Below are 13,067 nucleotides of genomic sequence, written 5' to 3'. Positions count from 1 at the left end.
CGGCGCCGTGCAGCGCAAAAATAAAAATTGAACGACCGTGCTATTTTGTGTATTCTGTGTCGAGTCGCGGCCTTACCGCGCGTTAAAAAAACGATAGTTGAGAGACAGTTCAACCGCGAGGCACGGTGCGCCTGATCTGCCGGCCCTCGCATCACCAAAGGAACCAGCATGACTGCGGAGTACAAGGTCCAGGACGGCGTTGCCGTCATCACGCTCAGCAACCCCCCCGTCAACGGCCTTGGCCACTCCACGCGCCTGGGTATTGTCGAAGGCATGGTCAAAGCTGGCGACGACGCCAACGTCAAGGCCATCGTGATCACCGGTGCGGGCAAAGCCTTCTCGGGCGGCGCCGATATCCGCGAATTCAATACGCCCAAGGCGACGCAAGAGCCGACGCTGCACGCCGTCATCAAAGCCGTTGAGTCGAGCAACAAGCCGGTCGTGGCGGCCATCCATTCGGTGGCAATGGGTGGCGGGCTGGAACTGGCGATGGGCTGTCACTACCGTGTGGCCGCACCGGGCGCGCAGATCGCGCTGCCGGAAGTGAAGCTGGGCATCCTGCCGGGCGCAGGCGGCACGCAGCGTCTGCCGCGCGCCATCGGCCTGGAGCCGGCCTTGAACATGATTGTGTCCGGCAACGCCATTCCGTCGGAAAAGCTGGCCAAGAGTGGCCTGTTCGACCAGATGATCGAAGGCGACCTGATGGCCGGCGCCATCGATTTCGCCCTGAAGGCCGCTGCCGAAGGCAAGCTCCCCAAGCTGCGCGATCGCAAAGTCGAGCACGACAACCCGCAAGGTTTCCTGCAATTCGCGCGCAACACCGTGGCCGCGGTTGCCAAGAACTTCCCGGCGCCGGGCAAGTGCGTCGACGCTGTGCAGGCCGCAGTGGAAAAGCGCTTTGACGACGGCATCAAGTTCGAGCGCGACTTGTTCATCGAACTGGTGAATACGTCGGAATCGCGCGCGCTGCGCCACGCTTTCTTTGGCGAACGCGCTGCGAGCAAGATCCCCGATGTGCCGGAAGACACGCAGGTGCGCAAGGTGGAGAAGGTTGCCGTGATCGGCGCCGGCACGATGGGTGGCGGTATCTCGATGAACTTCCTGAACGCAGGCATTCCGGTCACGATGCTGGAAACCAAGCAGGAAGCGTTGGACCGCGGCGTCGCCACCATCCGCAAGAACTACGAGAACAGCGCCAAGAAGGGCAAGCTCACGCAAGAGAAGGTCGAGCAGCGCATGGCCCTGCTGACCCCGACGCTTTCCTACGACGACATCAAGGACGCCGACCTCGTCATCGAAGCCGTGTTCGAAGAAATGGGCGTCAAGGAAGTCGTGTTCAAGAAGCTGGACGAAGTCGTCAAGCAGGGTGCGATCCTGGCGTCGAACACGTCCACGCTGGATGTCGACAAGATCGCCAGCTTCACCAAGCGCCCGCAAGACGTGGTCGGCATGCACTTCTTCAGCCCGGCCAACGTGATGAAGCTGCTGGAAGTCGTTCGCGGCAAAGAGACCGCCAAGGACGTGCTGGCCACCGTCATGAAGCTGGCCAAGGCCATCAAGAAGACGGCCGTCGTGTCCGGCGTGTGTGACGGCTTCATCGGCAACCGCATGATCGAGCAATACAGCCGCCAGGCCGGCTATCTGCTCGACGAAGGCGCGCTGCCCGAGCAGGTCGACAAGGCCATCGAGAAGTTCGGCTTTGCGATGGGCCCGTTCCGCATGGGCGACCTGGCCGGCAACGACATCGGCTGGGCTATCCGCAAGCGCCGCGCCGTGGACAAGCCGGACATCGTCTATTCGAAGACCGCCGATCTGCTGTGCGAGATGGGCCGCTTTGGCCAGAAGACCGGCGGCGGCTGGTACGACTACAAGGCGGGCGACCGCAAGCCGTATCCGAACCAGCAGGTCAACGACATGATCGTCCAGCATTCGAAGGATCTGGGCATCACGCGCCGCAAGATTTCGGACGAGGAAATCGTCGAGCGTCTGGTGTTTGCGCTGGTCAACGAAGGCGCAAAGATCCTGGAAGAGGGCATTGCCTCCAAGGCGTCGGACATCGACATGGTCTACCTGACCGGCTACGGCTTCCCGCTGTTCCGCGGCGGCCCGATGCTCTACGCAGACACCGTCGGCCTGTACAACGTCGCGCAAACCATGCACCGCTACAGCAAGGGTTACCACGGCGAAGCCTGGAAGGTCGCGCCGCTGCTGCAGAAGCTGGCCGACGAAGGCAAGGGCTTCAACGGCTGATGCGCGGCTAACGCACCAAGCAACTAAGCAACCGCCATGCAACTCACGCCCACCGATTGCCTGCTGATCATCGACGTGCAGAACGACTTTCTGCCCGGCGGCGCGCTGGCCGTGCCGGAAGGCGATCAGGTTATCCCGGTCGTCAACCAGCTCTCCAGGGCATTCGGGCGCGTGGTGCTGACGCAGGACTGGCACCCACACGAGCACGTGTCGTTCGCAGCCAACCATGCGGGAACGCAGCCATTCGGCACGATCGAGCTGCCTTACGGTCAGCAAGTGCTGTGGCCAGTGCACTGCGTGCAGAACAGCGCAGGCGCCGCGCTGGCTGACGACCTGGACGTGCCGCACGCGCAGTTGATCGTCCGCAAGGGCTATCACCCGCACATCGACAGCTACTCCGCATTCTTTGAAGCGGATCGCAAGACGCTGACCGGCCTGCTGGGCTATCTGCGCGAGCTTGGAATCAAGCGCGTGTTCTGCGTTGGGCTTGCCACGGATTTTTGCGTGGCGTGGTCAGCACTGGATGCACGTGCCGCCGGGCTGGAAGTTGCCGTCATCGAGGATGCGTGCCGCGCGATCGACCTGAACGGGTCGCTCGCGCAGGCGTGGCAGCACATGACGGAGGCGGGCATCGCGCGGTTGCAGTCGCCGGACGTTTTGAACACCTTGTCTTGAACGGATAACGGAATACATCGGGCGCTGCCGAAGCTGCGCCCGCCACCAGATACGAGGAGCAACACCATGACCGAAGCAGTCATCGTTTCCACCGCACGTACCGGCCTGGCCAAGAGCTGGAAGGGCGCCTTCAACATGACGCACGGCGCTACGCTGGGCGGCCACGCTGTTCAGCACGCCATTGAGCGCGCCAAGATCGAGCCGGGCGAAGTGGAAGACATCCTGATGGGTTGCGCGAACCCGGAAGGTGCAACGGGCGCCAACATTGCGCGCCAGATCGCCCTCCGTGCCGGCTGCCCTGTGACCGTGCCGGGCGCAACCGTCAACCGCTTCTGCTCGTCGGGCTTGCAGACCATCGCCATGGCCGCGCAGCGCGTGATTGCCGATGAAGGCGACATTTTCGTGGCGGGCGGTGTCGAATCCATCTCGTGTGTGCAGCAGGAGATGAACCGCCACATGATGACCGAAGGCTGGCTCACCAAGCACAAGCCGGAAATCTACTGGAACATGCTCCAGACCGCCGAGAACGTCGCCAAGCGCTACAACATCGCCAAGGACCGCATGGACGAGTACGGCGTGCAAAGCCAGCAGCGCGCCGCCGCCGCTGCTGCTGCCGGCAAGTTCAACGACGAAATTGTCCCGATGACGACGGTGATGGGCGTGGCCGATGCCAAGACCGGCCAGCTCATGACGCGCGAAGTCACGATCTCCGCCGACGAAGGGATTCGCCCCGACACGACGCTTGAGGGTGTGGCAAAAATTCGCTCCGCAGTGCCGGGCGGCGTGGTCACTGCTGGCAATGCCAGCCAGTTCTCCGACGGCGCATCCGCCGCTGTGGTGATGAATGGCAAGGTGGCTGCCGCCAAGGGCCTGCAGCCGCTGGGCGTGTTCCGCGGCTTTGCCGTGGCAGGTTGCGAGCCGGATGAAATGGGTATCGGCCCGGTGTTTGCCGTGCCCAAGCTGCTGAAGAAAGCCGGCTTGAAGGTTGACGACATCGGCCTGTGGGAACTGAACGAAGCATTTGCCGTGCAGGTGCTGTACTGCGCAGACAAGCTGGGCATTCCGATGGACCGTCTGAACGTCAACGGCGGCGCCATCGCCGTGGGCCACCCGTATGGCGTGTCGGGTGCACGCCTGGTCGGCCACGCGCTGATCGAAGGCAAGCGCCGCGGCGTCAAGTACGTGGTCGTGACCATGTGCATCGGCGGCGGCCAAGGCGCAGCCGGCCTGTTCGAGGTGCTCTAAACAGACAGGCTCCCGCATGAAAACGGGAGCCTGTTTTGTTTGTGCCAGAGCTGGCTTGATCGCCAGCCCATGCACCCAGACGGTTTGGCCGTTGCTGTTCTTGCCCTTGATGGCGCCTTGAATTTCTGTAAGCGGGCGGAAAAAAGAAGGACCGCTGTCTGAGCGCAGCGAGTTTCGGTCCTTCTCCGCCCGGTTACGGAAATTCAAGGAATCTTTCGCCATCTCGGGCGCGCCTTTCTTTGCTTACTTTCTTTGGCAAGACAAAGAAAGTAAGTCGGCCCCGGCAGGGGACGAAACACAGGATGCACCAACATCATGTCCTCGAAACTGCTATCCCGCCGCGACCTCAGCTTCCTGCTCTACGAATGGCTCAACGTCGAATCGCTCACGCGCATTCCGCGTTACGCAGACCACTCCCGCGAAACCTTCGACGCCGCGCTCGACACGTGCGAGCGCATCGCAACGGACCTGTTCGCCCCGCATAACAAGAAAAACGACCAGGAAGAACCGCACTTCGACGGCACCAAGGTCCACATCATTCCCGAGGTCAAGGCAGCGTTGGACGCCTTCAACAAAGCGGGCCTGATGGCTGCCGGGCAGGACTTTGAACGCGGCGGCATGCAACTGCCCACCGTGGTCGAAAAAGCCGGATTCGGCTTCTTCAAGGCCGCCAACGTCGGCACCAGCTCATACCCGTTCCTCACCATCGGCAACGCGAATCTGCTGCTCGCGCACGGCACGCCCGCGCAAATCGAGACCTTCGTGCAGCCCGAGATGGAAGGCCGCTTCTACGGCACGATGTGCCTGTCGGAGCCGCAGGCAGGCTCGTCGCTGTCGGACATCGTCACGCGGGCCGAATACGAAGGCGAGTCGCCACTTGGCGCGCAATACCGTCTGACCGGCAACAAGATGTGGATCTCCGCTGGTGAACACGAATTGTCGGAGAACATTGTCCACCTCGTGCTGGCGAAGATCCCTGGCCCGGACGGCAAGCTGATTCCCGGTGTGAAGGGCATTTCGCTCTTCATCGTGCCGAAGTTCCTCGTCAATGCCGATGGCTCGCTCGGTGAGCGCAATGACGTGGTGCTGGCCGGCCTGAACCACAAGATGGGCTATCGCGGCACGACCAACTGCCTGCTGAACTTTGGCGAGGGCACGCAGTTTCGCCCGAAAGGTGCAGACGGCCAGCCGCGCGCCGGCGCCATCGGTTACCTCGTCGGCGAGCCGCACAAAGGCCTCGCGTGCATGTTCCACATGATGAACGAGGCGCGCATCGGCGTTGGCATGGGCGCAACGATGCTCGGCTACACGGGTTATCTGCATGCGGTGGACTACGCGCGCAATCGTCCGCAGGGCCGTCCGGTCGGGCCGTCGGGCAAGGATGCAGCGTCTGCGCAAATCCGTATCGTCGATCACGCTGATGTGCGTCGCATGCTGCTGGCGCAGAAGGCGTACGTGGAAGGCGCGCTGGGCCTGAACCTGTATTGCGCCAAGCTCGTCGACGAAGAGCGTGGCGAAACCGATGCGGCCAAGCGCGCAAAGCTCGGCCTGCTGCTCGACATCCTCACGCCGATTGCCAAGAGCTGGCCGTCGCAGTGGTGCCTGGAAGCCAACAGCCTGGCAATCCAGGTGCACGGTGGTTACGGCTACACGCGCGAATACAACGTCGAGCAGTTCTACCGCGACAACCGCCTGAACCCGATCCACGAGGGCACGCACGGTATCCAGGGCCTGGACCTGCTGGGCCGCAAGGTCGTGATGCAGGACGGGGCAGCCTTCGCCGCGCTGGGTGAGCGCGTGCAGGCCACCGTCGGCCGCGCGTTGGAAACCGACGATGAAACGCTGGTCGGCTACGGCCGCGCGCTCGGCATGGCCACACAGAAATTGGCCAAGGTCACGCAAACGCTGTGGGCCGCTGGCGACCCGCGCGTAACGCTGGCGAACTCCTCGGTCTATCTGGAAGCGTTCGGCCATGTCGTCATCGCGTGGATCTGGCTGGAGCAGGCACTGGCCTCAGCCAAGGCCCTGCCAAACGCGCAGGGCGAAGACGCTGACTTCTATCGCGGCAAGCTGCAGGCCGCGCGCTATTTCTTCCAGTGGGAACTGCCGAAGATCGACCCGCAGATCGCACTGCTGGGCTCGCTCGACACCACAACGCTGGACATGCAGGACGCTTGGTTCTAACTACGATAACGACACAGGAGACACCATGGGTACGCTCAAGCATCTGTTTGATCTTTCCGGCAAGACGGCGCTGATCACCGGCGGCTCACGCGGGCTCGGCCTGCAGATTGCCGAAGCGCTAGGCGAGCAGGGCGCGCGCATTGTTCTGTCTGCCCGCAAGGCCGATGAACTGAAGGAAGCGCAGGCGCATCTGAAGTCGCTCGGCATCGAAGCGGACTGGATTGCCGCCGACGGCGCTATCGAAGCCGACATCCAGCGCTTGGCCGACGAGGCGCTGGCCAAGCTCGGCCATGTCGACATCCTCGTCAACAACGCGGGCGCAACGTGGGGCTCGCCGGCGGAAGATCACCCGGTCGAAGCCTGGGACAAGGTGATGAACCTGAACATCCGCGGCCTGTTCCTGCTCACGCAGCAGATCGGCAAGCGCTCGATGATCCCGCGCAAGTACGGAAAGATCGTCAACGTGGCATCGATTGCAGGCCTGAAGGGCAATCCGCCCGGCTCGCTCGATACGATTGCCTACAACACCAGCAAGGGTGCGGTGGTCAACTTCACGCGCGCGCTTGCCGGCGAGTGGGGCGAGCACAACATCACCGTCAACGCGATTGCGCCGGGCTTCTTCCCGTCGAAGATGACGCGTGGCTCGCTGGAAAAGCTCGGTGTGGACAAGCTGGCCGAGCGCTCGCCTCTGCATCGCATTGGCGACGATGAAGACCTCAAGGGTGTGGCCGCGCTGTTCGCGTCGGATGCCTCCAAGCACATCACCGGCCAGATCCTCGCCGTCGACGGTGGCGTGAGCGTGGTCTAATTTCGGCTGCTTCTCACTCTTTCTGACGCAGCATGAACGCAGACAACAACGGTTTTCCGATCGACATTCCTTTCCTGAAGCTTCTCGGCATGCGCTGCCTGAAGGTGGCCGACGGCGAGGGCGGGGTCGAACTCGCCCTCGAAGCGCAGCACATGAACAGCTGGGAAATGGCCCACGGCGGTGTGACCATGACGATGCTCGACGTCGCCATGGCCATGGCCGGGCGCTCGGCCGACGTGCATGGCCGCGGCGTGGTGACAATCGAGATGAAGACGGCGTTCATGCAGCCCGGGCGCGGCACCCTCAAGGCGAGCGCGCGTTGCGTGCATCAGTCCACCACCATGGCGTTTTGCGAAGGCGAGGTGCGCGACGCAGATGACAAGCTGGTCGCGCGCAGTTCAGGCACCTTCAAGTTCGTCAAGCGTATGCCGCCGCCGCGCACCCCCGAACCCGGCGCGGACGGCTGACCAGACAACACCGCAGTTGCAGTACCCAGTTGCACGCCGGACAGCGTCCGACACACAAAAAGAGCAACCACGGAGACAAGCATGCAACACCCTGCGCGGCGGACGGCGTCTGCCCTTGCCATCACTCTGCTTTGCTGCACCGGACTGACCATGACCCTGGAAGGATGCGCCTCCAACCCCGCGCCGGCCGACGCACCGGCAGCCAGTGCATCGACCGCCGTGCAGCCGCCGCCGGCGCCCAATCCGCCGATGCAGAAGCCGCTCACGGCCGACGAATCTGATCCGAACAAGATGGGCTGGATGCAAGGCTTCCCGCCGCCGCCCGATCGCATCATCCGCTTTGATCTGGCGGGCAACATGTTCCCGCGCACGCGCTATGGCTACAGCCACGTGCGCGAGTTTGTGCCGACGCGCGTGGTGTGGCACGGCGACGGTCCCGTCAGCAAGCTGCCACGCGCAGAGCGTGACATCAGCGGCGTGCTGTTCACCGATCCGAACGGCACGCGCCGTACGTTTGCCGAAGCGCTCAAGCTGACCTACACCGACGGCATCCTCGTCATGCACAAAGGCAAGGTGGTGTACGAGCGCTACTTTGGTGCGCTCGATGCGCATACGCAGCACATCGCCATGTCGGTCACGAAATCGTTTGTCGGCACTCTGGCCGCCATGCTGGTGGCCGACGGCAAGCTCGATCCGGCCGCGCCTGTTACGCAGTACGTGCCGGAACTGAAGGACACCGCCTACGGCGACGCCACCGTGCGCCAGGTCATGGACATGACCGTGGGCGTGCATTACTCCGAAAACTATGCCGACCCGAACGCCGATGTCTGGGCGTACGCCCGCGCCGGCGGCATGCTGCCGCGTCCGGCCGGCTACAAAGGCCCCGACAATTTCTACGATTACCTGACGACGCTGCGCAAGGAAGGCGAGCACGACGCGGAGTTTTCGTACAAGACCGTCAACGCTGAAACGCTGGCGTGGATCGTGCGCCGTGCGTCAAACAAGTCGCTGGCGGCGCTGCTGTCCGAGCGCATCTGGCAACCGATGGGTGCACAGGACGACGCGTACTTCTCGGTCGACAGCATCGGTACCGAATCGGGCGGCGGCGGGTTGAACACCACGCTGCGCGATCTGGCACGCTTTGGCGAGTTGATCCGCAACGACGGCCGCTTCAACGGCAAGCAGATCCTGCCCAAGAGCGTGATCGAAGACATCCGCCGCGGTGGCGACCCGGCCAAGTTTGCCAAGGCAGGCTACACGACGCTGCCCGGCTATTCGTATCGCAACATGTGGTGGGTTTCGAGCAACGACCACCACACGTTCGAAGCGCGCGGCATCCATGGCCAGCGCATCTATATTGATCCGGTGGCCCAGATGACGATCGTGCGCTATGCCTCGCACCCGATCGCAGCCAATGCTGCCAACGATCCGGTCACGCACCGCGCATATGCGGCGCTGGCCGAGTATTTCATGCAACACAAGTAACAACCCGACCCAACACCGATATCCGATATTCAGGAGCGTTTTTTTATGTCGAAGACCTATCAGCGCATCGTTCTGGCTTCGCGCCCGCAAGGGGCCGTGACGCCCGACAACTTCCGCCTGGAGACGGTGGAGATTCCGGAACTGCAGGACGGCCAGGTGCTGGTGCGCAACCATTTCCTCTCGCTCGATCCGTACATGCGCGGCCGCATGAACGACAGCAAGTCGTATGCGCAGCCGCAGCCGCTTGATGAAGTGATGATCGGCGGCACCGTTGGCGTGGTGGAAGCGTCCAAGAACCCGTCGTTTGCCGTGGGCGACAACGTCGTCGGCATGTTCGGCTGGCAAGAAGTGGGCGTGTCGGACGGCCGCGGCATTCAGAAGGTGGATACGCGCCACATTCCGCTGTCGGCGTATCTCGGCTCGGTCGGTATGCCGGGCGTGACGGCGTGGTATGGCCTGAACAAGATCATGCTGCCCAAGCCCGGCCAGACCGTGGCGGTGAGTGCTGCTTCCGGCGCAGTGGGCAGCGTGGTGGGGCAGCTTGCCAAGCTCAAGGGCTGCCGCGCTGTGGGCTTTGCCGGCGGCAAGGACAAGTGCGATTACGTGGTCAACGAGCTGGGCTTTGATGCCTGCATCGACTACAAGGCCGCCAAGGACCCGAAGGAGCTGTACAAGATGCTCAAAGAGGCCACGCCCGATGGCATCGACTCGTACTTCGAGAACGTCGGTGGCTCGATCCTGGATGCCGTGCTGTCGCGCATGAACGCATTCGGCCGCATCGCTATGTGCGGCATGATCGCCGGCTACGATGGCCAGCCGCTGCCGCTGCAGAACCCGCAATTGATCCTGGTGTCGCGCCTGACCATCGAGGGCTTCATCGTCTCCGAACACATGGACGTATGGCCGGAAGCACTGCGCGAACTGGGCGGTTTCGTGGCGCAAGGCAAGCTGAAGTTCCGCGAGAGCGTGGCAGAGGGCTTGGCGAGCGCACCGGAAGCGTTCATGGGCCTGCTCAAGGGCAAGAACTTCGGCAAGCAACTCGTCAAGCTGGTTTGAGTTGAGCCGCACGCGGACTGTCAATCGCTTGACAGTCCGCCGGGCGAGGGCCGTCACAGAATGGCCCCACCCACAACAAACGCGTGAAGGAGACACCATGAACGCACCTGAAACCACGCAAGCCAAGCGGCCCGACAGCATGGCCGCCAGCCTCAGCCCCGAGGCAGCTGCCCGCTATCGCAACCTGCCGCGTCCGCCGCAATTTGCCACCGTGGCCGAAGAGCGCCTGCACCGCAAACAGCGCCTGGCTGCAGCGTTCCGCTTGTTCTCGAAATTCGGTTTCGACGAAGGCGTGGCCGGGCACATCACGGCGCGCGATCCGGAACACCAGGACAGCTTCTGGGTGAACCCGTTCGGTGTGCATTTCAGCCAGGTAACGGTGTCGAACCTCATCCGCTGCGATCACCATGGCAACGTGGTTGAAGGCGATTACCCGGTCAACGCCGCAGCGTTTGCGATTCACTCGCGCGTGCATCAGGCACGACCGGATGCCGTCGCCGCTGCGCACTCGCACAGCACATATGGGCGCGCGTGGTCGACGCTCGGCCGCAAGCTCGATCCGCTCACGCAGGACGTGTGTGCGTTCTACGAAGACCACGCGCTGTATGACGATTTCGGCGGCGTGGTGGTCGAGCTGGACGAAGGCCAGCGCATTGCAGAAGCACTCGGCGACAACAAGGCCGCCATCCTGCAGAACCACGGCCTGCTGACGGTCGGCAAGACGGTCGACGAAGCAGCATGGTGGTTCATCACGATGGAGCGCTCCTGCCAGGTGCAGTTGCTGGCCGAAGGCGCCGCTGCGCGCACTGGCGACGCACCGCGCACGATTTCCGATGCCGCTGCCCGTCAGGCGTATTCCATCGTCGGGTCGGCGCAGGCGGGGTGGTTCCAGTTCCAGCCGCTGTACGCGCGCATCGTTAAAGAACAACCCGATCTGCTCGACTGATCGGCATTGCAAATCCCTGGAGCACGCATGACGGACTTGATCCTGCATCACTACGCCACCTCGCCGTTTTCTGAGAAGGTGCGCTTGATCCTTGGCTACAAGGACCAGCCGTGGAAGTCCGTCACGGTGCCTGTGATCCTGCCCAAGCCGGATGTGATGCCGCTTACCGGCGGCTACCGGCGCACGCCGTTCCTGCAGATCGGCGCGGACATCTATTGCGATACCGCGCTGATCGCGCAGATGCTGGAGTCGATTCATCCCGCACCGACGCTGTATCCCGCAGACCATGCCGCAGCGGTGTTTTCGATGGCGCAGTGGGCCGATACGACGCTGTTCTGGGCCACCGCAACTTTCGTGACGCAGCCGGCGGGCTTCCAGAGCTTGTTCGGTGATGCACCGGAAGCCTTCGTCAAAGCCTTCGTGGAAGACCGCAAGGCAATGCGCGTGGGCGGCACTGGCTTGCGCACGCCGCTGCCGGAAGCCACCTCCACGCTGCAGGTGTTCCTCGCGCAACTGGAGCGGCAGTTTGCAACAGGCGAACGCATCTTCCTGTTTGGCGAGCAGCCCACCGTGGCCGATTTTTCCGTCTACCACTGCCTATGGTTCATCCGCCGTGCAACGGCGGTGGCCGGCATTCTTGACGCGCACCCGGAAGTCGTCGCATGGATGCATCGCGTTGCGGCGTTCGGTCACTCGCAAGCGCAACCGATGACGCCTGCCGAAGCACTGGACATTGCCAAGGCCGCCACACCACGCGCGTTGACTGAAACGAATGCCACCTTCGACGACAGCCACGGCCTGCCCAAAGGCACGCGCGTCACGGTGGCCGCGGTTGACTACGGCGTCGATCCTGTCGAAGGGGACCTCGTGGTCTCCACACGCGACAGTGTCGGCGTGCTGCGCGAAGACCCGCGCGTCGGCCAGGTGGTGGTGCATTTTCCGCGCGTCGGTTATGCCGTGCGCAAGGTTGAGGCGGCAGGCTGACACGGCTTGGCCATCTCGATCGCCTTTCCTATTACAACGACATCAGTGAGACACGTATGAAGCAATTCGCAGGCGGTGTGGCCGTCATCACGGGCGGTGCGTCGGGTTTCGGCAAGGAGTTCGCCAAGATCGGTGCCGGGTTGGGCATGAAGCTGGTGCTGGCCGATATCCAGCAGGATGCGCTGGATGCCGCCGTGGCCGAGTTCTTGGCGCAGGGCGTGGACGTGATTGGCCTGCGCGTCGACGTGTCGAAGGTGGAAGAAGTGCAGGCGCTGGCCGATGCGGCCATCAAGGCGTTCGGTAAAGTGAATCTGCTGTTCAACAATGCCGGCGTGGGCGCCGGTGGCCTCATCTGGGAGAACACCGAGCGCGACTGGGATTGGGTGCTCGGCGTGAACCTGCACGGCGTCATCCACGGTGTACGCATCTTCACGCCGCTGATGCTGGAGGCCGCCAAGAAAGATCCGTCATACGAGGGCCATATCGTCAATACGGCGTCGATGGCGGGGCTGCTGAATGCGCCGGCCATGGGCATCTATAACGTGTCCAAGCACGCGGTGGTGGCGCTGTCCGAATCGCTGTATCAAGACTTGAGCCTGGTGACCGAGCAGATCCATTGCTCGGTGCTATGCCCGTACTTTGTGCCGACCGGCATTACGCAGTCTGATCGCAACCGCCCGCAGGATCTGGCCAACACGGCACCGCCCACAAAGTCGCAGTTGGTTTCACGAGCCATGTCGGAAAAGGCTGTCAGTTCCGGCAAGGTCACCGCCGAGCAGGTCGGCCAGATGACCTTCGACGCGATCCGCAACGCGGGCTTCTATATCTACTCGCACCCGCATGCGCTGGCGCCTGTGCAACATCGCTTTGAAGACATCATCTCGCAGCGCAATCCGTCTGATCCGTTTGAAGGCAAGCCAGACGTGCGTGCGCGTCTGGTCGATGCGCTGCGCGGGTAATTCCACCT

The 13,067-nt window shown here is 63.0% G+C and carries 11 protein-coding genes; all 11 read left to right on the top strand.

The annotated features are described in order from the left end of the window. Positions 1 to 168: 168 nt before the first annotated feature. The 11 genes from NKG59_RS17650 (at position 169) to NKG59_RS17600 (ending at position 13,059) form a co-directional block, all read left to right on the top strand. Complete coding sequence (locus tag NKG59_RS17650; RefSeq protein WP_045206317.1) at positions 169 to 2,250, top strand: 3-hydroxyacyl-CoA dehydrogenase NAD-binding domain-containing protein; 2,082 nt, start codon at positions 169 to 171, stop codon at positions 2,248 to 2,250. A gap of 36 nt (positions 2,251 to 2,286) precedes the next feature. Then, positions 2,287 to 2,925 (top strand): bifunctional nicotinamidase/pyrazinamidase, encoded by a 639-nt coding sequence (pncA, locus tag NKG59_RS17645; protein ID WP_253539461.1) that lies wholly within the window; start codon positions 2,287 to 2,289, stop codon positions 2,923 to 2,925. 66 nt (positions 2,926 to 2,991) lie between these two features. Further along, positions 2,992 to 4,170, top strand: a complete 1,179-nt coding sequence (locus NKG59_RS17640; RefSeq protein ID WP_045206319.1) for an acetyl-CoA C-acyltransferase — start codon at positions 2,992 to 2,994, stop codon at positions 4,168 to 4,170. A 315-nt stretch (positions 4,171 to 4,485) separates the two neighbouring features. Next, positions 4,486 to 6,354 (top strand): acyl-CoA dehydrogenase, encoded by a 1,869-nt coding sequence (locus tag NKG59_RS17635; protein WP_253539458.1) that lies wholly within the window; start codon positions 4,486 to 4,488, stop codon positions 6,352 to 6,354. A gap of 25 nt (positions 6,355 to 6,379) precedes the next feature. Continuing rightward, positions 6,380 to 7,162, top strand: coding sequence for an SDR family oxidoreductase (locus NKG59_RS17630; protein WP_253539455.1), 783 nt, complete (start codon positions 6,380 to 6,382; stop codon positions 7,160 to 7,162). 32 nt (positions 7,163 to 7,194) lie between these two features. Further along, entirely contained in the window at positions 7,195 to 7,629 is a 435-nt protein-coding gene (locus NKG59_RS17625; protein WP_253539452.1) for a PaaI family thioesterase, read from the top strand. An 81-nt stretch (positions 7,630 to 7,710) separates the two neighbouring features. Continuing rightward, a complete protein-coding gene (locus NKG59_RS17620; RefSeq protein WP_253539449.1) occupies positions 7,711 to 9,114 on the top strand; it encodes a serine hydrolase domain-containing protein in 1,404 nt (467 codons plus the stop codon). A 45-nt stretch (positions 9,115 to 9,159) separates the two neighbouring features. Continuing rightward, on the top strand, positions 9,160 to 10,170 hold the full coding sequence (locus NKG59_RS17615; protein ID WP_024975649.1) for an NADP-dependent oxidoreductase: 1,011 nt from the start codon (positions 9,160 to 9,162) through the stop codon (positions 10,168 to 10,170). Positions 10,171 to 10,267: 97 nt separating this feature from the next. Then, positions 10,268 to 11,116 (top strand): class II aldolase/adducin family protein, encoded by an 849-nt coding sequence (locus NKG59_RS17610; protein ID WP_253539446.1) that lies wholly within the window; start codon positions 10,268 to 10,270, stop codon positions 11,114 to 11,116. Between the two features lie 27 nt (positions 11,117 to 11,143). Next, the gene (locus NKG59_RS17605; protein WP_253539442.1) at positions 11,144 to 12,100 is read left to right on the top strand and encodes a glutathione S-transferase family protein; all 957 of its coding nucleotides are present in this window, start codon (positions 11,144 to 11,146) and stop codon (positions 12,098 to 12,100) included. A 56-nt stretch (positions 12,101 to 12,156) separates the two neighbouring features. Beyond that, complete coding sequence (locus NKG59_RS17600) at positions 12,157 to 13,059, top strand: SDR family oxidoreductase (protein ID WP_253539438.1); 903 nt, start codon at positions 12,157 to 12,159, stop codon at positions 13,057 to 13,059. The last annotated feature ends 8 nt before the right edge of the window (positions 13,060 to 13,067 follow it).

The sequence above is a fragment of the Ralstonia chuxiongensis genome (assembly GCF_024158925.1).
In the GTDB taxonomy this organism is placed as follows: Bacteria; Pseudomonadota; Gammaproteobacteria; order Burkholderiales; family Burkholderiaceae; genus Ralstonia; species Ralstonia chuxiongensis.
Note: the sequence above shows the minus strand (reverse complement) of the source record. Positions and strands in the feature narration are given on the sequence as shown.

Bases quoted from the DNA above. Each gene is read 5' to 3' on its own strand.
- NKG59_RS17650 (WP_045206317.1), top strand. From the start codon at position 169: ATGACTGCGGAGTACAAGGTCCAGGACGGCGTTGCCGTCATCACGCTC.
- pncA (WP_253539461.1), top strand. From the start codon at position 2,287: ATGCAACTCACGCCCACCGATTGCCTGCTGATCATCGACGTGCAGAAC.
- NKG59_RS17640 (WP_045206319.1), top strand. From the start codon at position 2,992: ATGACCGAAGCAGTCATCGTTTCCACCGCACGTACCGGCCTGGCCAAG.
- NKG59_RS17635 (WP_253539458.1), top strand. From the start codon at position 4,486: ATGTCCTCGAAACTGCTATCCCGCCGCGACCTCAGCTTCCTGCTCTAC.
- NKG59_RS17630 (WP_253539455.1), top strand. From the start codon at position 6,380: ATGGGTACGCTCAAGCATCTGTTTGATCTTTCCGGCAAGACGGCGCTG.
- NKG59_RS17625 (WP_253539452.1), top strand. From the start codon at position 7,195: ATGAACGCAGACAACAACGGTTTTCCGATCGACATTCCTTTCCTGAAG.
- NKG59_RS17620 (WP_253539449.1), top strand. From the start codon at position 7,711: ATGCAACACCCTGCGCGGCGGACGGCGTCTGCCCTTGCCATCACTCTG.
- NKG59_RS17615 (WP_024975649.1), top strand. From the start codon at position 9,160: ATGTCGAAGACCTATCAGCGCATCGTTCTGGCTTCGCGCCCGCAAGGG.
- NKG59_RS17610 (WP_253539446.1), top strand. From the start codon at position 10,268: ATGAACGCACCTGAAACCACGCAAGCCAAGCGGCCCGACAGCATGGCC.
- NKG59_RS17605 (WP_253539442.1), top strand. From the start codon at position 11,144: ATGACGGACTTGATCCTGCATCACTACGCCACCTCGCCGTTTTCTGAG.
- NKG59_RS17600 (WP_253539438.1), top strand. From the start codon at position 12,157: ATGAAGCAATTCGCAGGCGGTGTGGCCGTCATCACGGGCGGTGCGTCG.